The organism is Leisingera aquimarina DSM 24565 (assembly GCF_000473165.1).
Lineage (GTDB): Bacteria > Pseudomonadota > Alphaproteobacteria > Rhodobacterales > Rhodobacteraceae > Leisingera > Leisingera aquimarina.
In genome coordinates this window covers 75,832-97,178 of sequence record NZ_AXBE01000012.1, presented here as the reverse complement: position 1 = coordinate 97,178, position 21,347 = coordinate 75,832, and the positions used below count along the sequence as shown (strand labels likewise).

At 59.9% G+C, this 21,347-nt stretch carries 20 protein-coding genes and 1 pseudogene; 5 read left to right on the top strand and 16 right to left on the bottom strand.

What is annotated here, in order from left to right:
* Positions 1-4: 4 nt before the first annotated feature.
* The 11 genes from AQUI_RS0101660 to AQUI_RS0101610 all read right to left on the bottom strand — a co-directional run bounded on the left by AQUI_RS0101660 (position 5) and on the right by AQUI_RS0101610 (position 11,916).
* The gene (locus AQUI_RS0101660; RefSeq protein WP_027255975.1) at positions 5-529 is read right to left on the bottom strand and encodes a twin-arginine translocation pathway signal; all 525 of its coding nucleotides are present in this window, start codon (positions 527-529) and stop codon (positions 5-7) included.
* A gap of 25 nt (positions 530-554) precedes the next feature.
* Positions 555-950, bottom strand: coding sequence for a VOC family protein (locus tag AQUI_RS0101655; RefSeq protein WP_027255974.1), 396 nt, complete (start codon positions 948-950; stop codon positions 555-557).
* A 109-nt stretch (positions 951-1,059) separates the two neighbouring features.
* Positions 1,060-2,103 (bottom strand): NAD(P)-dependent alcohol dehydrogenase, encoded by a 1,044-nt coding sequence (locus AQUI_RS0101650; RefSeq protein ID WP_027255973.1) that lies wholly within the window; start codon positions 2,101-2,103, stop codon positions 1,060-1,062.
* 61 nt (positions 2,104-2,164) lie between these two features.
* Entirely contained in the window at positions 2,165-3,796 is a 1,632-nt protein-coding gene (groEL, locus tag AQUI_RS0101645; protein WP_027255972.1) for a chaperonin GroEL, read from the bottom strand.
* Between the two features lie 66 nt (positions 3,797-3,862).
* Complete coding sequence (locus AQUI_RS0101640) at positions 3,863-4,666, bottom strand: metal-sulfur cluster assembly factor (RefSeq protein ID WP_051371747.1); 804 nt, start codon at positions 4,664-4,666, stop codon at positions 3,863-3,865.
* A 4-nt stretch (positions 4,667-4,670) separates the two neighbouring features.
* Positions 4,671-5,696: an amidohydrolase family protein gene (locus tag AQUI_RS0101635; RefSeq protein ID WP_027255970.1), complete on the bottom strand. Its 1,026-nt coding sequence runs from the start codon at positions 5,694-5,696 to the stop codon at positions 4,671-4,673.
* An 82-nt stretch (positions 5,697-5,778) separates the two neighbouring features.
* Positions 5,779-6,153 carry an MmoB/DmpM family protein gene (locus tag AQUI_RS0101630; RefSeq protein ID WP_027255969.1) on the bottom strand — a complete coding sequence of 125 codons (375 nt, stop codon included), beginning with the start codon at positions 6,151-6,153 and terminating at the stop codon, positions 5,779-5,781.
* A gap of 23 nt (positions 6,154-6,176) precedes the next feature.
* Positions 6,177-7,238 (bottom strand): aromatic/alkene monooxygenase hydroxylase subunit beta, encoded by a 1,062-nt coding sequence (locus AQUI_RS0101625; protein WP_027255968.1) that lies wholly within the window; start codon positions 7,236-7,238, stop codon positions 6,177-6,179.
* A 45-nt stretch (positions 7,239-7,283) separates the two neighbouring features.
* Entirely contained in the window at positions 7,284-8,342 is a 1,059-nt protein-coding gene (locus AQUI_RS0101620) for a 2Fe-2S iron-sulfur cluster-binding protein (protein WP_027255967.1), read from the bottom strand.
* A gap of 72 nt (positions 8,343-8,414) precedes the next feature.
* Positions 8,415-10,079, bottom strand: a complete 1,665-nt coding sequence (locus AQUI_RS0101615; RefSeq protein ID WP_027255966.1) for an aromatic/alkene/methane monooxygenase hydroxylase/oxygenase subunit alpha — start codon at positions 10,077-10,079, stop codon at positions 8,415-8,417.
* Between the two features lie 592 nt (positions 10,080-10,671).
* Positions 10,672-11,916 carry an RNA polymerase factor sigma-54 gene (locus AQUI_RS0101610; protein WP_035919536.1) on the bottom strand — a complete coding sequence of 415 codons (1,245 nt, stop codon included), beginning with the start codon at positions 11,914-11,916 and terminating at the stop codon, positions 10,672-10,674.
* A gap of 95 nt (positions 11,917-12,011) precedes the next feature.
* On the opposite strand from AQUI_RS0101610, the gene AQUI_RS0101605 reads away from it, so the two are divergent.
* Complete coding sequence (locus AQUI_RS0101605) at positions 12,012-12,965, top strand: hypothetical protein (RefSeq protein WP_027255964.1); 954 nt, start codon at positions 12,012-12,014, stop codon at positions 12,963-12,965.
* Here AQUI_RS0101605 and AQUI_RS0101600 read toward each other — a convergent pair.
* The 3 genes from AQUI_RS0101600 to AQUI_RS0101590 are packed head-to-tail and all read right to left on the bottom strand — an operon-like array spanning position 12,962 to position 14,589.
* Complete coding sequence (locus AQUI_RS0101600; protein ID WP_027255963.1) at positions 12,962-13,141, bottom strand: hypothetical protein; 180 nt, start codon at positions 13,139-13,141, stop codon at positions 12,962-12,964. The two genes, AQUI_RS0101605 and AQUI_RS0101600, sit on opposite strands and share 4 nt — an antisense overlap.
* Before the next feature lie 20 nt (positions 13,142-13,161).
* The gene (locus AQUI_RS0101595) at positions 13,162-14,298 is read right to left on the bottom strand and encodes a WD40 repeat domain-containing protein (protein WP_027255962.1); all 1,137 of its coding nucleotides are present in this window, start codon (positions 14,296-14,298) and stop codon (positions 13,162-13,164) included.
* The gene (locus AQUI_RS0101590; RefSeq protein ID WP_035919533.1) at positions 14,299-14,589 is read right to left on the bottom strand and encodes a hypothetical protein; all 291 of its coding nucleotides are present in this window, start codon (positions 14,587-14,589) and stop codon (positions 14,299-14,301) included.
* On the opposite strand from AQUI_RS0101590, the gene AQUI_RS0101585 reads away from it, so the two are divergent.
* On the top strand, positions 14,574-14,912 hold the full coding sequence (locus tag AQUI_RS0101585) for a hypothetical protein (RefSeq protein WP_156916743.1): 339 nt from the start codon (positions 14,574-14,576) through the stop codon (positions 14,910-14,912). The two genes, AQUI_RS0101590 and AQUI_RS0101585, sit on opposite strands and share 16 nt — an antisense overlap.
* Before the next feature lie 468 nt (positions 14,913-15,380).
* Here the strand turns inward: AQUI_RS0101585 and AQUI_RS26785 are convergent.
* Positions 15,381-18,276, bottom strand: a pseudogene (locus tag AQUI_RS26785) (Tn3 family transposase).
* 132 nt (positions 18,277-18,408) lie between these two features.
* Between AQUI_RS26785 and AQUI_RS0101575 the strand changes: the two are divergent.
* The 3 genes from AQUI_RS0101575 to AQUI_RS0101565 all read left to right on the top strand — a co-directional run bounded on the left by AQUI_RS0101575 (position 18,409) and on the right by AQUI_RS0101565 (position 20,362).
* The gene (locus AQUI_RS0101575; RefSeq protein WP_245596831.1) at positions 18,409-19,014 is read left to right on the top strand and encodes a recombinase family protein; all 606 of its coding nucleotides are present in this window, start codon (positions 18,409-18,411) and stop codon (positions 19,012-19,014) included.
* Positions 19,015-19,230: 216 nt separating this feature from the next.
* Positions 19,231-19,725, top strand: a complete 495-nt coding sequence (locus AQUI_RS26780) for a methylated-DNA--[protein]-cysteine S-methyltransferase (RefSeq protein WP_035919531.1) — start codon at positions 19,231-19,233, stop codon at positions 19,723-19,725.
* On the top strand, positions 19,706-20,362 hold the full coding sequence (locus AQUI_RS0101565) for an alpha-ketoglutarate-dependent dioxygenase AlkB family protein (RefSeq protein WP_211235987.1): 657 nt from the start codon (positions 19,706-19,708) through the stop codon (positions 20,360-20,362). The genes AQUI_RS26780 and AQUI_RS0101565 overlap by 20 nt, the downstream gene beginning before the upstream one ends.
* Before the next feature lie 134 nt (positions 20,363-20,496).
* Here the strand turns inward: AQUI_RS0101565 and AQUI_RS0101560 are convergent, their stop codons facing one another.
* Positions 20,497-21,210 (bottom strand): AraC family transcriptional regulator, encoded by a 714-nt coding sequence (locus AQUI_RS0101560; protein ID WP_211235986.1) that lies wholly within the window; start codon positions 21,208-21,210, stop codon positions 20,497-20,499.
* Between the last annotated feature and the right edge of the window lie 137 nt (positions 21,211-21,347).

Below are 21,347 nucleotides of genomic sequence, written 5' to 3'. Positions count from 1 at the left end.
CCCCTCAAAGCCAGTGGATGTCGTCGAAACCGCGGTCGATGTAGCCGCCTTCGGAGAAGCTCTCGCCCTCGTATCCGAAGATTGGCCAAACCGCTTTCTGGTTGTAGAGACCAGTCACAAGACCGCCTCGAACCTGCTGGAAAAAGGCGGTGTCTTCGAAACCGCGCAACAAATCGGCGCGGTCACGTTCCCAGCCGATGTCGATGTAGCGGGCATAGCCCACGCCCCTGGCCGCATCGTTTAGCGCTGCGACACCGGCCTCGACCCCTTCGGCGGCCTCTGCGGTGTCATAGCCCTTAACCGCAGTTGCATAGTGTTGATCCCCAACCTGGTCGTGCGGATAGATATCGCGCGCCATCTGGATAAGCGTCGCCATAGTTCCGGGGTTGAGATGTTCGACCTCGAGCGCCCAATTGGAGGCGCTGGCCTTGCCTGCGACGAAACCGGCGCCGATAACGAAACCGGCACCGAAGAGCGCGCTTTGCGACAGCAACTGGCGGCGGGTCATGCCTTGCTTGCTAAGTGACATTAGGGGCCTCCCTGTCTGATTTGGATTACCGGTAGCGCCCGGCCCGCTGCACGACCTCGATCTCGTAACCGTCGGGATCCTGAACGAAGAAGAAATGGGCGAGCGTTGCGCCCTCGTGCTTGAAATCGACGAGCTTGCGGGGCTTCAGCCCCTCGGCTTCGAACCTTGCGTGTTCCGCCGCCACATCGGGCACACAGACCGCCAGGTGGCCATAGCCGTTGCCCAAGACATAGGGCTCGGACTGGCCCTTGTTGACCGTTAGTTCGAGCTCGAAGGCGGCCTCGTCATTGGAAAGGTAGACCAGCGTGAAGCTGTCGAAATCGAGGCGCTCCGCCACGGTCAGCCCAAGGGCCCTGCGGTAAAAATCGACCGAGCGCTTTTCGTCCAGCACGCGGATCATGGAATGGATGGCTTTGGCCATGATGTCCTCGGCATTGCAGGTGGTAAGGAGCCCCGCGGGCACACGGGAAGGGCGCAGGCCCGCGAGGGAAGGCGCACGGGCGGCGCGCCTCGGGGAGCCGGACTGCGTGTCAGGGTACGATCACGCCGCGTCCGGTAAACTTGCGATCCTTGAAGTCAGAAATCGCCTCGTTGATGTTGGCCAGCTTGTATTCGGTCTGGTGCATCGTGACCTTTCCGTCGGCGTTCATCTCCATCAGCTCGACCAATTCGACGAAGTCGCCCACGAGGCTGCCGCCGATCTTGATCTCGTTGGCAACCAGCTCCAGCGTCGGCACTTCGACCATGCCGCCATAGCCCACCATGATCAGCTCGCCGCCCTGGCGCAGCAGCTTCCAGCAGATGTTCTCGGTGCCGTGCTCACCGACGAAATCAATCGCCACATGCACCCCGCCGCCAGTCAGGTCCTTGACCTCGTCGATCAAGTTCGGCCCGCCGTCGAGCACGATGTCGGCCCCCAGCTCCTTGGCCAGCACCTGCGCCGCCGGTTCCCGGTCCACCGCGATGACCCGTGCGCCGCAGGTGTGCTTAAGCACCTGGAGCGCGATATGGCCCAGCCCGCCAATGCCCAGAAGCAGGACATAACCGCCTGGATTGAGAAGTTTCGCGGCCTTTTTGGCAGCGCGGTAGGCGGTGATCCCGGCATCGGCCATCGGCGCGACGCTCAGCGGCGTGATGCCGGTGTTCAGCTTGATGACCGAGCGTTCGTTGGTCTTGAAATACTCAGCAAAGCCACCATCCAGTCCGAGACCGGGGAACTTGCCGTGGTCGCAGTACATGTCATGGCCATAGCGGCATTCCAGGCAGATACCGCAGGCGTTGAACGGGTGACAGATCACCGCGTCGCCGGGTTTGACCGAAGTGACATTGCTGCCCACGTCCTCGACCCAACCAGCGTTTTCATGGCCCATCACATAAGGCAGCAGGTTGCCCTTGGTGTCCATGATGTCCTTCCAGACGCCTTCGATGATGTGCAGATCGGTGCGGCAGAGGCCCGCTGCGCCGACCTTGACGATCACCTCGTCCGGGGCCGTGATCGTGGGCGCGGCGACGTCCTCAATCTTCAACTCGACGTTCATGCCGGGATCGTATTCGTAGAGTCTCGCTGCTTTCATGGTCTATGTCCTTTGCTCGGGAAAGGCCGGAACGCCCGACCCCTCGGGTGTGAAACCGCGCTCAGGCGCGGCCCAGAAGCTCGGCACCGCCACCGCGGGCGGGGCCTTCGGTCGGGTCGGCCTCGCCTTCTTCGAGATCGCCGACCAAGGTTTCCGTGGTCAGGATCAGTGTCGCGACCGAGGCCGCGTTGACCAGCGCGCTGGCAGGCACACGGGCGGGATCGACAATGCCGGCCTCGAACATGTTACCGTAGGTGCCGGTGGCGGCGTTGTAGCCGTGAGCCGGCGGGCCCTCGGACACGGCTTGCGCCACGGCGGCCACGTCGGCCCCGGCATTGCGGGCAATGCGGCGGACCGGTTCGGTCAGGATCGACCGGACCAGCTGGATGCCCTTGGCCACGTCGCCTAGCGCGTCGATCTTGTCGAGGCAGCCGGAGATCTGCGCCAGCGCCGTCCCGCCGCCGGCGACCACGCCATCCGCGGCTGCCGCCTGGACCGCACAGAGCGCGTCCTCGATCAGCTGGATCGTGCGCTTCTGCTCGACCGGGGTGAAACCGCCCGCATAGATAATCGCGCTGCCGCCCGTCAGTTTCGACAGCCGCTCGCGCAGCTTGTCCTTCTCGATGTTCGGCGGCGCCACGTCATGCTGGCGCTGCACCTGGTTGCGGCGGGCAGTGATCGCCTCCGGATCGCCCTCGCCGCGCAGCACAGAGGTGCCCGAGGCGTGGGAGCGGACCATTTCCGCCCCGCCCAGCTGCGCCAGCGTGACATTCTCGATCTTCTTGCCCAGATCGCGGGCCAGAACCTCGCCGCCGGTAAGAATGGCCAGGTCGTCCATCATCGCGGTGCGCCAATGGCCGTATTCCGGCGGATGCACGATCAAGTATTTCCCCGCGCCGCCGGCCTCCAGCAGTTTGACCACCACTTCGGGCGCGATCTCTTCCGCGACAATCAGAAGCGGGCGGTTCTCGGCATCAGCAATCGAGATGGCGGAGTCCAGCGTCCCGGGCTTCAGGATCTTCTGGTCAGTCAGCAGGATCAGCGGATTGCGCAGCACCGCTTCCATGTGCTCGCGGTCGGTGACCATGTGGTGCGAGATGTAGCCGCGCTCGAAAGACATGCCTTCGACCACATCCATCGTGGTTTCAATGGTGACACCGAAGTCGGCCGAGATGACGCCATCGCGGCCGACCCGGCGATAGGCTTCTGCCACCAGCTCGCCCAGTTTGGGATCAGTCGACGACACGCGCGCCACCGCCTCAAGGTACTCCGGGTGGTCGTCGCAATCGAGAGAGGAGGCATCAATCGCGTCGACCACTCGCGCTACCGCTAGATCGATCCCCTTGCAGAGATCCACCGGCTTGACACCATTATCAGTCAGATCCACGCCGCGCTGGATCAGTGCGTTGGCCAGCACAATGGCGGTTGTAGTGCCGTCGCCCGCCACGTCATTGGTCTGCATTGAAACCTCGCGCACCACCTGGGCGCCCATGTTCTCGAAACGGTCGTTGAGTTCGATCTCAGAGGCAATGCTGACCCCGTCGCGGGTCACTACCGGGGTGCCCACCGGGCGGTCCACCATTGCATTCAGCCCCTTGGGCCCAAGCGTCGGTTCCACCGCTGCCGCAAGCCGTGCGACCCCGCGGGCCAGACAATTGCGGGCAGTCTTGCCGTGTACCATGAGTTTAGCCATATCTTCCTCCATCGGCCCAGACGAATGCCTGGGTGCCGTCCTGATTTCATGTGAATTTCCGGCGAGTTACCCTCGCGCAGCGAGTTTTTCCCGAGACGGAACGCGGCCTTCGATGAAGTCGATCAGAGTCGGGCCATCGGGCCCGATTTCGACCTCTTTGTAGCGCGTTTTGGCGAGCCCCCGGCACAGCGCCCCGTTGAACTCCATGTTGATCCGCGTGCTGCGCAGCTTGGCAAGATGCGCCCTGAGCTCATGCGGAGCGATCTCGTCTCCGTCCCATGAGGGGAAGGCCAAATCATGCGGCTCGGACGCCAGCCCCTGGGACAAGAGGAGATCAAGGTAACGCGGCAATTGCCGCAGCTCCTCTTCGCCGCTGAAAACCACACGCCGAAGCTGGCCAAGGGACATTGAGACGATATCTTCTGCGTCATGCCCCAGCGCCTGCAATCCAAGCAGCACGGTTTCCTGACGCCGGTCGAAGGCCTTGGCGAGGAAGGTGTCGACCACCTCGTCGAGCCGCGCACCGTCGCAGTATTCTGCGAAGATTTGGTGGTATGCACGGCCGCTATTGACGCCTTCGTTGACCTTTTCACCGAAGCAATGATCGTTCAGCTGCACCTCGGCCTCGACAACCCAAGGGATCGACGTAACCTCCTTCCGGATACCGAAGGCCATAAGGAAGGCGAAGTTTGGCGAGCACCAATAGGTTGGGAGCCGGAACTCTACCCGCACCTTCTTCGCGTCCGTGACCTCGATCCGCTCGACAAAGCCCATGTCGGTGATGGGCTCATCAAGCTCCGGGTCTGTCACTGCGTCGAGACATTCCCAGACATCGGTTTCCAGCTCTGCCTTGAGATTGGCCACCAGCATCGCCCTACTCCGCCGCGATCTGGACAGGGGCGCCGGCCAGTTCTGCTTTCTTGGCGGCCACGTCGATGTTATAAAGCTTGGCCGCGTTCAGCCCGAGGATCTTCTCTTTCACATCGTCGGTCAGCTGCACGCCGCCGCGTTCTGCCGAGATGTCCTCGGGGATCTGGTAGTCCCAAAACTTCTCGACCAGCCACTGCGGTGTCCAGATCGCGTAGTCCGAGCCGAACAAAAGCTTGTCTTCGCCAACCCACCACAGCAGTTCCGCAATCACTTCGCCGAAGTAGCGCGGGCGCGAATGGATGAAGGGCATCGCCACCGCCAGCCCGCCATAGACGTTGGTTTCCTGGGTCGCGATCCAGCAGAAATCGTCGAGCCGCGGAAGGCCGCAATGTTCGATGATCCAGTTGAGGCCCTGGAAATCGGTGGCGGCGTGGTCGACGTCATGGACATCGAAAGCATCCTTCGACAGAGGGATGATCGTTGGCCCCTTGTGGACGTGGATGTTCTTGATACCCAGTTTCTCGCACAGCTCAAAGCACTTGTATGCTGCCGGATCGTTCAGCGCCCAGCCCTTGCTGTCGCCGCTCCACTCGGCCGTGTACATCTTCACGCCCTTGATATCGAAGTTTTCCTTCATATAGTGGATGTATTCCAGCGCCTTTTCGCCATCGCGGGGATCGAAACTGCCGTTGACGATAAAGCGCTCCGGGTGGCGTTGGGCCATCGACGACGAGCGTTCGATCGAGGAAAACCCGTTCTTGTAGAAGTCGTTCAGATAGGTCGACTGGATGATCGCCATGTCGTCGGGTCCGTCGACGAACAGGTCGCGATAGATGTCGTCCTCGGAGTACTTCTCGAACCTGGCCTTCTCCCAGAGCTGGTCCTCGGGGCTCAGATTGGTGTGATAGGCATAGAAGCAGTCGATGAACTGCTTGCCGTGTACATTCGCCTGGTTCTCGGGGCTGCCGTCCCAGAAATGGGTGTGCCCGTCGAGAACGAAGATCTCTTTTCCGTCCGGTGTCTTGAACATGGTGTCCTCCCTTGCATTGGCTGAGTTGTCGCGGGCTCCGGGGCCGTGCAGATGCAGCAGCCCCGGAGCTGTCAGCGGTCGATCAGATGAATTCCATGACCTCGTTCATGTCGCCGAACAGGATCACGGTATCGTCGTCGACCCGGACCATCCGCCCGTAGTGGGTCGAGGTGTTGACCTCGAAGGTCTCGGCGGTCATCTCGCGGCCCAGGTACTCGGTGATCTCGCTCATCTTGAAGATAAGCTTGCCCTCGCCATCGATCCGAATGGTCGCCGGGTTGTAGGTGATCGTGACCTTGGGGTCATTTTCCTCCATGAACTCGGCGATGGCGCGGGCCTCGACGCTGTCGTTCATGGTGACGCCGCACTGGTGCGAGACCTCGCGTGAGGTCAGGTCGATGTCCTTCATTGATTTGAAGATGTTCTGGTTGGACGCGTTGCGCGCTGTGCTAGACATGGTTCCAGTTCCTTTTCAGAGAGTTACGACAGGCCCAATTCGGCGATGATCCTGCCAAGGCGCTCTTGTGAGACGGCTTTGACGTCCTCGAAGGAGACCGGCTTAGAATGCGGCTGCGACCAGATCGGCTGCAGCGCGGCAGCGGCCTTTTCAGCCAAGTCGCCATGCTTGGCGAGCCAGGCCTTGAAGAGCGCGCGGTTGTGTTCGCCATGCTCTTCGTCGTGCGCCAGCAGGTAGATCAGGTCGACGGTGTTCGCGAGGTTGCGCTCATAGTCAGCTTCGGCGGCGGAAATCACCGGCGGGGTGATAAAGTCGTTGTTGGCCGCGGCCGCCTGCATGAAGAAGCCCGAGCGGATCAGCTCGCCCACCATCGGCTCAAAGACGATATTGATGGCAAAATACTGCTCGAGGTAGTCTTCCGAGCCCATAATCGTTTCGATCGCCTCGCGGCAGGGCTGCCAGATCGGATCTTCCAGCCACACCTTCTTGCCCAGGGTGTCATCCCAGCCGTCGATGTCCATGCCGATCTCGGCCAGGTAGAGCGTGATGTCCTGGGTCAGGCGCATCTTGTAGGAGGAATTGGTCAGCGTGGCGTTGTTGATCATCTGGGTGTAGCCGTAGCGCTGCGCCTGCATGAGCGAGGTGCCGAGGCCGAATTCCGCGTGTTTCCACGCGCCCAGGTGTTTCTGGAGGATGGTCTGCCAGTTCTTGTCGAAGACCTTATGCGCGCCGGCCTTGCGGGCGTTCGAGATCACATTCTGCACCATGGTCTCGATCTTGGACTGGCGCTGGTAGTGGGTGCGCTCCCATTCCTGGTCGGGCGCGCGGAAGGCGTGCCAGTTCGACGACAGCGCCGCTGTGTTGTCCTTCTGGTAAGCGCCGCCGCCCTTGCCGCCCTCGAACTCGATGATCCAGTTCTGAATCAGGTAGCGATCGGGATCGGGCTGGACGTCGACGGTGACATCCTCGTAGTGGGTCGCCCGTTTGCCGCGCGGTTCGAAGTAATTGTACTTACGGCTCTTGGAGCCGGTGAATTCCGCGGCACCGGCGGCACCGGATCCGACTGAGCTGGATGTTGCTGGCATGATTGCCTCCCTTGGGTTTCGTTCACGTCACGAGCGTTCGGACCGTCAGTGGCCCGAAGAACCGGACGTGGGCGTGAACTTGTCGTAGAAGATGCGGTCGGTATCGAAGTCGTGCATGAAGAGCACCGGCGTCAGCGCGTCGATCATCGGCGGCGGGCCGCAGGCATAGACATCGCCCTCGCCGTCGATCCCCAGCTCGCGCAGGTGCGTGTCCACATATTCGTGCACGAAGCCGCGCGCCCCGGCCCATCCGTTGCCCTCTTCCTCATGGCTGAGGACGGGGATAAATTCGACATTGGGATGGGCGCCGGTGATGGCGCTAATCTCGTCGAGCTTGAAAAGATCGTCCTGCGTGCGGGCGCCATAGTAGAAGTAAACCGGACGATCTTCGCCGCTGGCCACCTGGTCATTCAGGATTGACCAGACCGGCGACATGCCCGAGCCGGCGCCGACGAGGATCACGGGTCCTTGCCGCTCTTCGCGTCGGAAGCACATGCCGTAGGGGCCTTCGATGCTGACTTCTGCTCCGGCCTTGATGCCGCCGTCGTCGAGCTCGTTGCTGAACCGTCCGTCGGGGTATTTCTTGATGATGAAGCCGAGTTTTTGGGTTTCGCTCGGCGGATTTGCCATGGAGAACGAGCGTGTAATCTCCTCCCCTTCTTCGGTTTTGACCGTGATGTCGACATATTGACCCGCCCAGAATTTCAAAGGCGAATCCAGTACGATCTGGACTCCGCGAATGTCATGGGTGAGCTTCTGGAAATCGGTGATCCGGCCGGTGAACTGCTTGACCGGGATGCTTTTGGACAGCACCTCTTCATCGTAATTCAGCAGTTCGATCTCGAGATCGCTGAGCGCCAGGGAGCGGCACATCAGAATATGGCCGCCGTCCTTTTCCATGTCGTTGAGCGCAAAGGTCGAATAGTTCTCCATCTCGGACTCGCCGTCGAGCTGGACGCACTTGCAGGCCGAGCATTGGCCCTCCTTGCAGCCATGCGGCAGCGCGATGCCCTGGCGAAAGGCGGCGTCAAGGATGTATTCACCGTCCTCGACCTCGAACTCCACGCCGACCGGCTCAAGGCGCACGTTGTAGATGTCCGTCATTGTTGTCTCCTCCCTCTCCCGTGATTGCGGGGGGTGCCGGGGCCGCTGTCGCAGCCCCGGCGATGGCCGTGATCAGTTGCAGGGATTGATGGTGAAGCCTGCACGATAGTCGGCGATGTGCGCCTCGCGATCGCTGGGCGACATGGCTCGCAGCGCTTTCAGCGGCGAAGCCAGGGTGTGGCCGCGGACATGCTCCAGCTTCCACATGTCCTTGTTGTCGAACCGCAGGTGCGGCTGCGGCACCAGGGTTTCGCCGTCTTCGCGGACAAAGTTGAGATCCTTGATGGCATCCGCCAGGTCCCAGCCGTCATAGACGGTTTCCCATTCACGCTTGCCCGAGAACTTGCCCATCGCCGGGGTAGGCCGACCCTGGTATTCGTCCGAGAAGGCCTCGACCGCGGTCCACCGGTCCAGCTCATGGGCGAAGGTGTGCAGCTCGCCGTCGATCTCGTCGACCACCATGTCCTCGCGGATCAGGCAGGGCACGAGGCACGACCAGCAGCGGTGCGGATAGACGTAACCGGTTTCCTCGTTGAAGGTGACGACCTTCTCGCCCGGCTTCGACAGTTTCGCGTACCACTTCCAGAACTCGCCGAACTCGGCGTACCAGCCCGGGTACTTGTGCTCAAACCACTCGAAGTCCTTCTCGGTCTGGGCTTCAATGCGCCAGAAGTTGACAGGCCAGCCGACGGCGAAGAACTGGGCGACTTTGTGGACGTAGTTCTTTTCGGTGATCCGCTTCCAGGCTTCCTGGACGTCGTCGTGATGGACCTTCACGCCATACTTTTCGAGCGGCAGCATGTAGGTCCGATAGTAGTCCTCAAAGATCCACCGGTGCCACATCTCCGCATAGGATTCCTTTTCCTTGTCGCGGTTGGTGGTGCCGTATTCGATAAACGTCCCGATGGCGGCGTCAACGATGGCGTGGTTCTGCCAGAAGGCGTAGCGCAGGTCACGCTCCAGCAGCAGGTGGTTCTCCGGCTCCTTCAGCGCGGCCATCAGAAGGGAATGGCCATTGCCGATGTGGCGGCTTTCGTCCGACTGGACCGAGAGGAACACCGTGGGCAGCGCATAGTCGCCATTCCGCGCCGCTTCCGAGGGCATGGCCACGAAGAGCGTGTTGGTGAAGGCGGTTTCCGCCACCACGGTCAGGTACATGCAGGCGGCGGTCATGGTGTCGCCGGTGATGAACCCTTCGCCGAACTGGCGGCCAATGGTGGTGGCATAGCACTTGCCGAAGGCTTCTTCGGTAATGTCGAAGCCCGCCGGGTCGATGTAGTTTTCCATGTACCACTTCTTCAGATTCATCTGGATCGTGGAGTGACGGAATTCATCGACCATCTGCATGGTGAAGCCGGTGCGCAGGTCCTCGCCCGGTGACAGGCGCGCCACCATGGCCATCGACCGCGCGGCCGAGATCTCGGGGAATGGAATGATTGCCAGAAACAGCTTCATCCATTCGATCCAGCGCGGCTCCACGTTGCGGAACATGTCGCCGCGCAGCGCCGCGTCGAGCGCGCCGTAAACACGGTTGTCCTTTTCCTCTTCCATCGGGAAGTAAGAGCGCAGGACCTGTTTCATCGGGTCGCGCGGGGCCTTGGTGATCTTGTAGTCGGTTGGGAAGGTGGCGGCCTCCTGGACGTAGGACGGATTCCATCCGAGATCGGAGATCTTCTTAGTGGCCTCCCCTACCGAGATACCACGTTGGGACGTGATCTTGTTGAGCGTCAAAGTCATGCCATGAGCCTCCTTAAAGCTCTGGGGCCAGTCGCCCGGCGCCCGGTTGGCGGCTTTTGCCGTTTCGGTTTGGCGCCCCCCTTGAGGCACCGGTTCTCGGCAAAGGTTGAGAAGTTCGACACGCCCGCTGCATCGAGGCGGCTGCTGGTCTCTCTCCCTGTCCTTCGTTCTTTGAGCGTCCTGTCCGGGCGCTAGCGTCTTGTGGTTCTCTTCTGGCAAGGCCGGTTCCAGAATTCGGCAGACGTCCGAAGCGGCGCGAAGAAATATATTATCTGACTGATTTTGAATAATATTTTTCGATGAGTTTTTCGCGGGGCACTTCGCTTGAGGCCGAGGCCGGGCGAGGCATATGGGCGGACTGTCGCAAAACGTTACAATCGCCGTTCCAATGACTTTACGCTTCGTTACACCTGCTGAAACACCCGCATTATACATCCCGCACCGCGCACCCCGAAAGCACCGCGCCTGTCAGCGCAAACCGCTAAAAAATATCGGGCTTTCCGCATCGCAGCATCGCCGGAACCGTGCGGGCCAACAACCGCATCCGGATGTTCACTTCTGTAGCGTCATACCGCGCCGAGGGGTTGGCGCGTCAGGCCGGCAGCCGGCGCTTCGAGGCGGCGTAGATGCCGATGTCCTGCCGGTACTTCGACACGACACGGCGCGACACCGCGATCCCTTCGGACTGCAGAATGGCCGTCAGCCGCCGATCGGACAGCGGCTTCTTCGGGTCTTCGTCGGCCAGCAGCGCCCGAATGCGCACCTGGACCTGCGGCTTGGACTGGGTAGCCTGGGCCGACGCCGTGCCGGTGAACAGGGTGCGCGCAAGAACAATGCCGTTCGGCCCTTCAATCAGCAAACCGTTCAGCACTCGGCTGACGGTGCTTAGGTGAAATCCGGTTTCCCGCGCAATCTCGGACAGAGTCATCGGAGCCAGAGCGCCGTCGCCAAAGCGGAAATAGGTTCCCTGGCGCTCCACGATTTGGCCCACCACCGCTTTAAGCGCGGACACCCGCATGTCGAGCGCATGTTTCAGCGTCCGCGCCTTGGCCAGCGCTTCGCTGGCCTCGCTTGCCCGACTACCCCGCGGAAGCTTGGTGATTTCGATACCCCCCTGCCACGACGACAGAAAATCGATTTCCCAGCCCTCGCCTGACGGCGTGATCCGGACATCGGGTTCACGTGTAAGCGTCGGATCCAAGGCAAAGGCGCTGCCCGGTTTCGGATCGAGCCGGCGGAGCAGCGCGAGGCAATCCTGCACCCTGTCCCACGGCAGTCCGGTCGCCCGAACCAGCGCCTCCGGGCCGCCGCTTTCTAGCGCAGGAAGATGATCCAGCACCAGCTCCATGTCCTTACTCATCGCGTTCTGGTCTTCCAACTGCAACCGCAGGCAGTCCGTGAGATCGCGGGCGAACAGTCCCGCCGGATCGACCCGTTTCTGAACCACCCGCAACGCGGTTTCCACCAACTCCCCGCTCAGTTCCAAGCTTTCGGCAATCGACACGGGCGCGCGCCCCAGCCAGCCCGACGGCTCAAGCTCCGCAATCAGCGCGATGATGAGTTTTTCCATCAGCCCGCCCTGGCCGATCATCCCGGCCAATTCGCGGAACACATGATCATAAAGGCTGTTTGCCTGTTCCACCGCGGTCATTTCCAGCACATCCGTGGCGCTCATCCCGGCGGCCCGGCGCCGGCGCAAAACCAGCAGCGGATTCTCCTGCGCCTCAACGGCCAGATGCTCATCAAGTTCCGCCGCGGACATCTGAAGAAGGGTCACAACCTGACCCAGCCGGAACACCTGGCTGTGTTTCGCGCGCAGCTGAGTCTTCAAAGGCATGGCACTGCTTTCTGCCCGGGCAGCCGACAAAATGCTGGCCCCGAGGCCAAGCGCCGCGCTATTTTGAGATAAAGAAACCATTGAAAAGCAGCAAGATGAGCCCGCATCCCCCCATCGGTGGCATTACCCCGCTCGACGGCGCAGCACCGGAACTGTCCTATCCGGGCCTTTCGCCCCAGCTTCTGGCACGGGTGCGGCAACTCTGGTCCGCCGCCGGGCTGGATTTCGACCATGGCTGGCGCCTGGGCCTGCGCAGCCTGCCGGGGTTCCGCGCCCTGCCCCGGGTCGAGACCGCCCCTGCCAGCACCGATGTCGACCTGGTGTTTCTCTACGATCAGGCGGTGCTCTGGACCCGGGCGCTGCACGAGGCCGCGGCCATCGGACGTCAGCACCAGACCGGCGGGCTGACCGCGGCGCAATGGCACGGGCTGGCGGCGCTCTCTGCCCGGTTGACCGAACAGCTTGCAGCCTTGCGCGTTCTGGCGCTGACGGACCTGCCGATGCCCGCGATGCAGATTGCCCGGTCGCTGTCGGAAGACGTGGACATGGCGCTGGTGATCCTGATCCGCCGCAAACTGGCGGAGCGTTTCGCCGCCTGCCGCAGCGCCGAGGAGGCCAGCGATTTCTGGCGCCGCCATATTGCCGGGGGCCGCGCCTTCCGCGCGGTTTCCGAAAAGCTCTATGCGGTGGGCATCGACCATTCCACCGACACCGATTACGCCAAGTGGCGAAAATCGGTGCTGACCACGCTGGGCGCGGCGGTTCACAGCAATGCGCTCAAGACCGAAGCGCCGCGGCGTCAGCAGGGCGCGGTGCTGGTGAATGGGGACAGCCTGCATTTTGCAACTTTTCGCATTCATGAGCTTTGTGCCTTTGCGCAATTGCTTGAACCCGGCTTGACCGGCGCACTCGCTACGGCAGCAAAATCCACCTCCTCGGCCAGCCCGCTTGCCGCGCTGGCCGCTCCGATGAGCGGTATCATCGTCAATCAGATTCAGAGCCTATCGACGCCGCCCGCAAACACACCGAAGGCGGCCAAACACCATTAGTGTTTCAGGTCCTCGGGTTTGCCGAGCCGGTTTTCTGACACCCAGCGCGCGGCCAGAACCAGCGCGCCTGCGGCAAAATCCTTGCCGTGTTCCTCGACCATCTTTTCTGCTACTTTGGCGAGCTGCTGAAAGAAACGGTCCTTGCTTTGTTCTTCGGTGGATAGTGCTTGCGTCATTGGTCTCCCTCCCTGGGAAATTATTTGAACATGTTCTTGGGGAAGGTGGCGATCGACAGGCTGCCGTCCTCCCCGCCGATGGCCAGATGCGCGCCGTCGCCGGACCAGGCCAGCGCAGTAACCGCCGCACCTGTGCCTTCGCGCACCAGCATTTCATCCGTGTGCCCGATACGGCACAGCATGACGAGGCCGGTACCGTAGCTTACCGCGCAAAGATCCCGCTTGGGATGCACCGCCACCCCGTCGACAATCGTCAGCCCCGGTTTGCCGGTCTCGATCGGTGCGCCGGCGTGGTCGCCGAACGGCAGGTCCGGCAAGGACCATCCCACAACGCGAAACGCCCCCGAGGCGATGACCGCCTTGGCCTCGCCGCTGAATTGAGCCGACAGAACCGGAGCCGGGAAATCGACGATCCGGTCGGACGTTCGCGCCGCCACATCGACTAGCAGCACCGCTTTGTCTTCGCAGCCCGCCACCAGCCAACGCCGGCAGGGCGACCATTCGAGACACTGCACTTTGCCATCGCAGGCGATCTGCGCCTGGCTGGTCATGTCTTCGGCATGGACGATGCTCACCTGGCCGGCGCCCCAGCAGGCCAACAGGGATTCATCGCCAGAAACTGCAATCCGTGCCACACTGTGACCCAACGTGATGCCAGCCACCTCAGCACCGCCGCTTTCGGCCACCAGCGCCAGGCGTGTCTCATGTGCTACGGCCACCTGCCCAGAGCGCGAAAGGGCTGCCAACGCAGTGACCGCGTCCTGACGCGCCGCATTCATCGCCAGGGTCTGGCCTCGCGCGGTTGCGCGCCACAGGACACCAGTCCCGGCATGGGAAAAAGCAAAGCCCTGATCGCCCAGCCGGCACAGCGGAACATCGGCGCGCGCCACTGGCTCTTCGCTGAACACCGTTGGCGGCAGCGGCTTGGACCGGGGCCGGATGCTCGGCCGCCCGGTATCGGCCTCGACCCGTACCCGGCTGTCCGGGCTCTCGGCATCGTGCACCGAAACAAAGGCCATTTGGCCATCGGCCAGTTGGGCGGCCAGGGACGTCCCCTTTGCATTGAATTGAAGCGCGCGCACCTCGGTTTTCACCTCCCAGGTACGGGCAATCAAGTTGAATAGCGTCATCGCTTGCGGCGGCTTGTACTGTGTCATTCAGCTTTGCTCCTTCATCGCGGCGTCAAGTTCCCCGTCAAAGGCGGAAAGCCTGGTCTCCAGCCGGTTGATCGTTTGAGTGTTTTCTTTGAGCGCCGCGTCGTTCTGCGCCTGCGCGCCCTCGTGGGCGTGGTCTTCGACCCCGTCCCGCGCGTCCTTCATGTCGAGTACCATCAGGCCGCTGGCCCTTTGCTTCAGCCGCAATTGTTCGGTATTGGCCTGGGCAATCGCCTGGATAGTCTTCATCCGGTCCATAAGGATATCGCCGGTTTTGCGTGATTGACCTGTCATGGACGCCCCCTGTAAACTGGCGCCGATTTTTGCAGCGAAAGGCAAATCCTAAGACAGATCCCGCCGATCTCCGTTTTTTCCGGGCGCTGAAAGATGTTTGCAGCGCCGCCGAAGGTGTCGATCGGAGCTGCCGCGACGCCATCGACCGCGCGCTGGAAACCGGCGATCCTCTGGACATGCAGGCGGCGCACAAGGCCGTTGAAAAGCTGGACGATCCTCTCAAGAGCGACCTTCTCCGGCAGTTCCATCTGCGCATGGTCAGCGATCCTTCCGCGATCTGGGACTCCCTGCCCGGAGCGCCGAGCTCCGGCCGGCCGAACTGAAGCCCCCAGTGATCTGTTGCGCTGCCTGCTTGAGATTTTCTGCATTGGCCACCCTCCCACGGGCCCCGTTTTTCCGGGTGGCACACAGGGTATCCGAGCGGCACGTTGACGCAATCAGAAAGGGCCGGAAGCCGCGTTTTTCTGCGGTTTCTGCGGACCGTTCCGAAAATGTGTAAAATTGCGTTACGTTTTGCGAGCGGCTTTGTAACGGCCTGTTTCAAAGCCGGTTTCGCCGCGCCGCAGAAGATTTTTCCGAACATGATAAGCATCCGAATCACCGACTTGATTCGGGTGCCGGATCTGCGCTCATCTGGCAGGGAACCGCAGCCGGACAACAGGGCATGATGGATATCAGTTCGACTGGAGCCACGAGACAGTTCTGATCGACGGGGCGACGACTACCGTGAAGGTGGCACATATAGGGGTCTGTTCCGGTAGGGGGCAGGATAGTACGCTAAGCTGGATTGGCTATCGTTTTGACCACCTGTACTCGCCGGTCAATAGAATATGTGCCCATCCTAGCGGTGAGATGTGCGACAGAAGCTCCGGCGAACAATTTCGACCATCATCCATTCTTGCTGTGACTGCGCGTCCGAGATGATCCGTGTTCCAATATATGATGATCGCTGCCAGCAGGTTCAGGCCTGCCATCTTGTAATGCTGACCTTCAGCCGTTCGGTCCCGGATTTCACCTTGCCTGCCAAGGCGCAGAGCGTTTTTCAAGGCGTGATGAGCCTCACCTTTGTTCAAACCGATCTGGGCGCGGCGCTGCATGTCAGTGTCCAGCAGCCATTCGATAATAAACAAGGTGCGCTCAATACGACCGATCTCCCGCAGCGCTACTGCAAGCTCATGCTGACGCGGGTACGATGCGAACTTCTTCAGCAGTTGGCTGGGTGGCATGATCCCTGCTGCTATCGTCGCAACGGCGCGTAGAATATCCGGCCAATTCTGGACGATCAGATTTTCACGGACCTTACCGCCGATCAAGCCACGCAGCTCTTTGGGGGTTGTTGCAGGATCGAACATATACAGGCGTTTGGATGGAAGATCCCGGATACGCGGGATGAACCGATATCCCAGCAGGGCCGAAACGGCGAAGACATGATCCGTGAATCCGCCGGTGTCGGCATATTGCTCTTTGATCCGCTTGCCCGTTTCGTTCATGAGCAGGCCATCGAGGATGTAGGGTGCTTCGCTCACCGTAGCAGGGATGTTCTGGGTGGCGAATGGCCCGAACTGGTCGGAGACATGAGTATAGGCTTTTAACCCCGGCTCATTACTGTATTTCGCATTGATCAGGTTCATCGCCTCACCCTGACGTGCCGCCGGGAAGAACTGACCATCACTGGATGCGGTGACACCGGCACCCCAGAACTTTGCCATCGGCAATTTGGATTGTGCGCTTATGACTGTTGCCAGTGCCCGGTTGATGGCTTCGCTTTCGATGTGCCAGCGCGAAAGGCGTGACAGTTGGAGGTAATCATGGGTGTTGCTGGCGTCGGCCATCTTGCTCAGGCCAAGATTCAGCCCCTCGGCCAGCAGAACATTCAGCAGCCCGATCCTGTCCTTGCAAGGCGCCCCTGTCCGTAGATGTGTGTAGATGTGTAAAGGCGTCTGTGAACCCAGTGGCCTCATCCACTTCCAGAAGCAGATCGGTGATACGGATATCTGGAAGCTGCCGATAGAGATCAAGGACGAGTTCCTCTGCCTCGTCAGGGACGGCGGTTGCCAGCTGCTCGATCTTCAGTGTGCCATTCTCAATAGACCCACCGGGGATAGCACCGTGCCTGGCCGCACGCGCCAAACGGTTCAGGCCGTCGGTGATCCGCACCTTTCGATCTGAAAGCCAAGTGACCGGGTCAAGAGGCATGCTCAATCTCGGGATGGCAGGAACGGCTGAGATTGGCACAAGAGCCTGCTTCAAATCGGCGTAGCGCTTCGAATGCTCCAGCCAGATATCCCCGGATCGGAAGGCATCACGCAGATGAAACAGCACTGCGACTTCCCAGAGGCGATGGTCATCCTCCGGCTGGGCTTTGAGGTGTCGGTGCCATTTCGAATTTTTGCGCAGAAAATCTGTCGGCTTTACCCAGTCGATTTTGCCACCAATTGACTCAGCTGCATTCAGCAAGGGAATGGCGACCGAGGCGGCCTTGATGTCCAGCGCTTTCAGCATGCGTGGGGCATAGCGCCGGAACCGGCGATGACCTTGTACGACATGAGTAAGCGGTTCTGCTGCCATGGTGTTGGTTAACTGCGCCGATGTCGCGACCAGATCCTCCAGGACTGACCATCCAGCTGTATCCGAAACGGCAGCTTCCAGGGATACACCATCGCTATGCGCGGCAAGTAAGGCGGTTCCCAAAACAGTGAAGGAGCGCAGAGTTTGTTGGACAGCGCCTTTTGCGTCGTCAACGCGGGTATCGCACAACCTCTTAGCATCGCGCCACGTCTTTCCAACGATCCGGTCATGTGTTTCGACAACAGTATCAGCGATGGCCGCCTGCCATTCCAAGGCGCAAACCGCCAGAATAGCCAGCCGCCGGTCACTGGAAATGTCGCGCAACCCATCCGCAAAATACCGTTCACCCTGTCTGCGCAACCGGGCAATCCGATGAGGAGGCACCTCGTCCAGAGTTTCGGTCGGAACACCAAGCGACTGCAAGAATTCCAGCCGATCCAGAAGGCGACTGGCCCCGGCCGAGTTGTTCCCGACCTCAAACTGACGCGGCCAGACAAATCGGCTAACCCGCTCATCGACCAGTTCCGTCAGTAATGAATCCAGTTGGGCTTGCTTGGTTTCATTGAGACGTTCCGCAATACGGCTGTCGATTGTCCTTTCTGCGGCAACTAGGGCGTCTGCGCAAAGCCGTTCGACAACAGAGACACCGGGCAGAATTGTTTGCATCCGGCGGCATTGCTCCACGAGCCGTCGCGCCAAATCCAGATTTGACCGTGCTGTTTCCGCTTCCCGTAACAACCATGTTTTCAGATCGCGTGCCCCCTGACCCGAGAATATCTTGTAACCGTAAATCTCACGCAGATCGGCGAGGTGTTCGCGCCGGGTTTCGGCCCGGTGCGCGTAATCAGTCAAGTCGTCAGGCGCAATGCCGAGCTGTGCCGCCAGAAACTCGGCAATCTCAGATGGAATGACTTCCCCCGGCTGCAAGAGCCGACCCGGATAGCGGAAGACGCAGAGTTGTAAAGCAAACCCGAAGCGATTGCGTGACCGGCGGCGGGATCGAATGTGTTCGATGTCATCATCAGCTAGCGTGTAGTGCTGCAACAAAGTTGCTTCATCGGTTGGAAGATCAAACAGCGCTGCCCGCTGTCGGTCGCTCAAAATCTGACGTCTTGGCAATTCTGATTCCTATGAGTGGGGGATTGGCTTGTCCGTAAGGGGATCGGTCAGCGGACAATTTACCATCGCGACATCCCTCCAACAAAACTGGCTCGAAGCGTGTCTCATATAAGTGGTACGATATAATTTGCAATGAAGGGGCCTTATTCGTACAGTACGCCCATGAACACCACGCTTATCGGATATGCCCGCTGTTCCACCGACAGCCAGGATCTCACCGCGCAGAAACAGGCTCTGGGAAATCTCGGCGTGGCACCGGATCGCATCTATACCGATCATGGACTGACGGGCACAAACCGCGTCCGCCCCGGTTTGGATCAAGCCATTGCAGCAGTGCGGGAGGGCGACACGCTGGTTGTACCTAAACTCGACAGGCTGGCCCGCTCTGTTCCTGATGCCCGCGCCATAGCCGACCAGCTCCAGGAGAAAGGGGTGAAGCTGGCCCTCGGCGCATCTGTCTATGATCCGTCCGATCCAATGGGAAAGATGTTTTTCAACATCCTCGCTACCTTTGCCGAATTCGAGGCTGATCTGATCCGCATGCGGACCCGTGAAGGCATGGTTATCGCACGCGCCAAGGGTAAACTGCGCGGCAAACAACCCAAGCTATCTGAGAAGCAACAGCGCGAACTTTGCCGTATGCACGCTACCGGCGATTACTCCATCAGCGATCTGGCTGAAGTATTCTCCGTGTCACGGCCAACCGTTTACAGAACCCTCAACCGGCACCGGACCTGACTTTCGCTGCGTCATGCGCGAACTGGCAAGATGCGGGACGGTGCGGTCATTCATGCGCGCGCGTTGAGTGACCGCTTTCCGATGAAACTAAACGCCAGCGTTTTTTTGTCAGCTAGCAATTCGGTCTGATCGAAACCCTATCCGCAAGAAACGGGTCGTCTCACGCCGCTGATCCAAATAACTGTGCGCCATACCAGGACGCAGAAGGAGCATGACATGTGGTACAGAATTGTTGAGAGCAAGCTCGGCCGTCTTGCAATTGCAGGTGCCAATGGTGAGATAAGTGCTGCAAGGATCGGAGACGATGACAAAGCTCTTGAAGCGGAAATATTGTACATGTTTCCAGAGGCCGTGATGGATCTGGAAACCCCTTCAGTTACCGCAATCGCTGACAGTGTGGTGGATTTGATAGATAACCCTCACGCTTCTCACAATATACCGTTGAGCCTGAAGGGTACAGCATTTCAAAAGAAAGTCTGGGACGCGCTGTGTGCCATTCCGACCGGAAGAACCGTTACATATACGACCATCGCTCGGGAAATCGGAGAAGAGAAAGCCGTTCGAGCAGTTGCCAATGCTTGCGGCGCAAATCCGGTTGCGGTCATGGTTCCATGCCATCGGGTCTTGCGATCAGACGGTGGGATTGGCGGATACCGTTGGGGTCTGGAGAGGAAAAGGCAGTTGCTGGCCAATGAAGCAGTGGCACAATGAGTGCCCTGAACTGATTGGATTGAAAATGGACCTGTTCGGTAATCTTGCAGACCCTGCGGAAAATCTTCTCCCCATGGACGGCACTGTGAACTACTACGGGCCGATCCTGGGGACGCAACAGGCGGATCAGTTTTTCCAGAAACTGATGCAAACAGTGGATTGGAGGCATGACGAAGTCATTATCTATGGCAAGCGCATTGCAACAAAGCGCAAGGTGGCTTGGTACGGCGACCAGGGATTCTGCTACACGTATTCCAAAGTAACCAAATCAGCTGACCCCTGGACGAAGGAACTATTGGAGCTTCGTGGGCTCGTCCAAAGCCGTTCCGGTGAAGAATACAATTCATGCCTTCTGAACTTGTACCACTCGGGCGATGAGGGCATGTCCTGGCATAGCGATGCTGAGGTCGATCTAAAGCCCGACGGCGCCATTGGTTCACTAAGTCTTGGCGCTACTAGAAGATTTTCCTTTAGGCATAAGATGTCAGATCATCGAGTTGACGTGAACCTGGAACATGGCAGTCTACTGGTGATGAAAGATACAACACAGTCTTTCTGGAAACACTCTCTGCCCAAAACAAAGAAGGTGAAAAGTCCACGGATCAGCCTGACATTCAGGACTATTCAGCGGCAGTAAATGGCCACGCACTTCTCGGCCATTGAACTTTGCCAAGACAGTTAACGGCGGGCGGCCGCGAGCTAGCATGCGAAGGCCAGGGCTTTGTGCGGATGATTTTGGGAGAGCTGCTTATTTTCGCTCCCGCATTACCACTATTTCCGGAGCCCGCTGGGAGCCATGCCAAACTCTTTTCGGAAAGCATAGGTGAACGCACTTGGGCTTTCGTAGCCGCAGCTTCGAGCGACCTGTTTCATAGGCTGGCCACCATCAAGCAATTCCATGGCTTTCGAGAACCGGACACGACGACGCCAGGCGGAAAAACTCATCCCCAGTTCACGGGCACACAGACGCGCCAGTGTTTTGGAGGACGCGCCAGCGTCATCAGCAAGCTGCTCAAGTGGCAAAGTGGTAGACGGGTCGTTCATAAGCCTTTGGCAGACACGGCGCAGGCGCTCGTCTCGGGGCAGCGGGATGTTCAAGGGCAGTGCCTCCGCCTCTATCAACTCTATCCGGATCAGAGCGGCAATTTGTTCTGCGCGCTTATTGCCGGAGTAGTCTATAGGCTCGCGGCCAAGGTGGGTAATGAGTTCCCTCAAGAGCGAGTGAACTTTCAATACTTTGATCGTGCTGGCTTTCAACGGCGTGATGTAAAGAGAACGCATTTCGACATTGCCACATATCTCGATACTGTGTTCAATGTCGGCAGGCATGAACAGGGCGCGATCAGGTGGCACCACCCAGGTATCATCGGATGTGGCGACACGCATAAGACCCGCAACGGCATAGATCAACTGATCCCGTGGATGATCGTGGGGCTCGACAAAATAGCCGTCCGGAAACCGCTTTGCCATGACCGCCAAGGCCACCGGAAGCTCCTGGTAGTCCAAAGACTCAACACTTCGAGCTACGGTCTTTTCTACATGTTTGTCTGTTTCTCGACGATCTATGTCCATACATCGACTATATGACAATGGTAGTTCCGTCGCAACGACACTGGAACCCG

Coding starts and splice junctions, on each gene's coding strand:
- AQUI_RS0101640 (WP_051371747.1), bottom strand. CDS start 4,666: ATGCTGGTGGCCAATCTCAAGGCAGAGCTGGAAACCGATGTCTGGGAA.
- AQUI_RS0101600 (WP_027255963.1), bottom strand. CDS start 13,141: ATGACGCAAGCACTATCCACCGAAGAACAAAGCAAGGACCGTTTCTTT.
- AQUI_RS0101590 (WP_035919533.1), bottom strand. CDS start 14,589: ATGACAGGTCAATCACGCAAAACCGGCGATATCCTTATGGACCGGATG.
- AQUI_RS0101615 (WP_027255966.1), bottom strand. CDS start 10,079: ATGACTTTGACGCTCAACAAGATCACGTCCCAACGTGGTATCTCGGTA.
- AQUI_RS26780 (WP_035919531.1), top strand. CDS start 19,231: ATGTGGTACAGAATTGTTGAGAGCAAGCTCGGCCGTCTTGCAATTGCA.
- AQUI_RS0101630 (WP_027255969.1), bottom strand. CDS start 6,153: ATGTCTAGCACAGCGCGCAACGCGTCCAACCAGAACATCTTCAAATCA.
- AQUI_RS0101575 (WP_245596831.1), top strand. CDS start 18,409: ATGAAGGGGCCTTATTCGTACAGTACGCCCATGAACACCACGCTTATC.
- AQUI_RS0101565 (WP_211235987.1), top strand. CDS start 19,706: ATGAAGCAGTGGCACAATGAGTGCCCTGAACTGATTGGATTGAAAATG.
- AQUI_RS0101625 (WP_027255968.1), bottom strand. CDS start 7,238: ATGCCAGCAACATCCAGCTCAGTCGGATCCGGTGCCGCCGGTGCCGCG.
- groEL (WP_027255972.1), bottom strand. CDS start 3,796: ATGGCTAAACTCATGGTACACGGCAAGACTGCCCGCAATTGTCTGGCC.
- AQUI_RS0101635 (WP_027255970.1), bottom strand. CDS start 5,696: ATGTTCAAGACACCGGACGGAAAAGAGATCTTCGTTCTCGACGGGCAC.
- AQUI_RS0101660 (WP_027255975.1), bottom strand. CDS start 529: ATGTCACTTAGCAAGCAAGGCATGACCCGCCGCCAGTTGCTGTCGCAA.
- AQUI_RS0101610 (WP_035919536.1), bottom strand. CDS start 11,916: ATGCCTTTGAAGACTCAGCTGCGCGCGAAACACAGCCAGGTGTTCCGG.
- AQUI_RS0101655 (WP_027255974.1), bottom strand. CDS start 950: ATGGCCAAAGCCATCCATTCCATGATCCGCGTGCTGGACGAAAAGCGC.
- AQUI_RS0101595 (WP_027255962.1), bottom strand. CDS start 14,298: ATGACACAGTACAAGCCGCCGCAAGCGATGACGCTATTCAACTTGATT.
- AQUI_RS0101620 (WP_027255967.1), bottom strand. CDS start 8,342: ATGACGGACATCTACAACGTGCGCCTTGAGCCGGTCGGCGTGGAGTTC.
- AQUI_RS0101650 (WP_027255973.1), bottom strand. CDS start 2,103: ATGAAAGCAGCGAGACTCTACGAATACGATCCCGGCATGAACGTCGAG.
- AQUI_RS0101605 (WP_027255964.1), top strand. CDS start 12,012: ATGAGCCCGCATCCCCCCATCGGTGGCATTACCCCGCTCGACGGCGCA.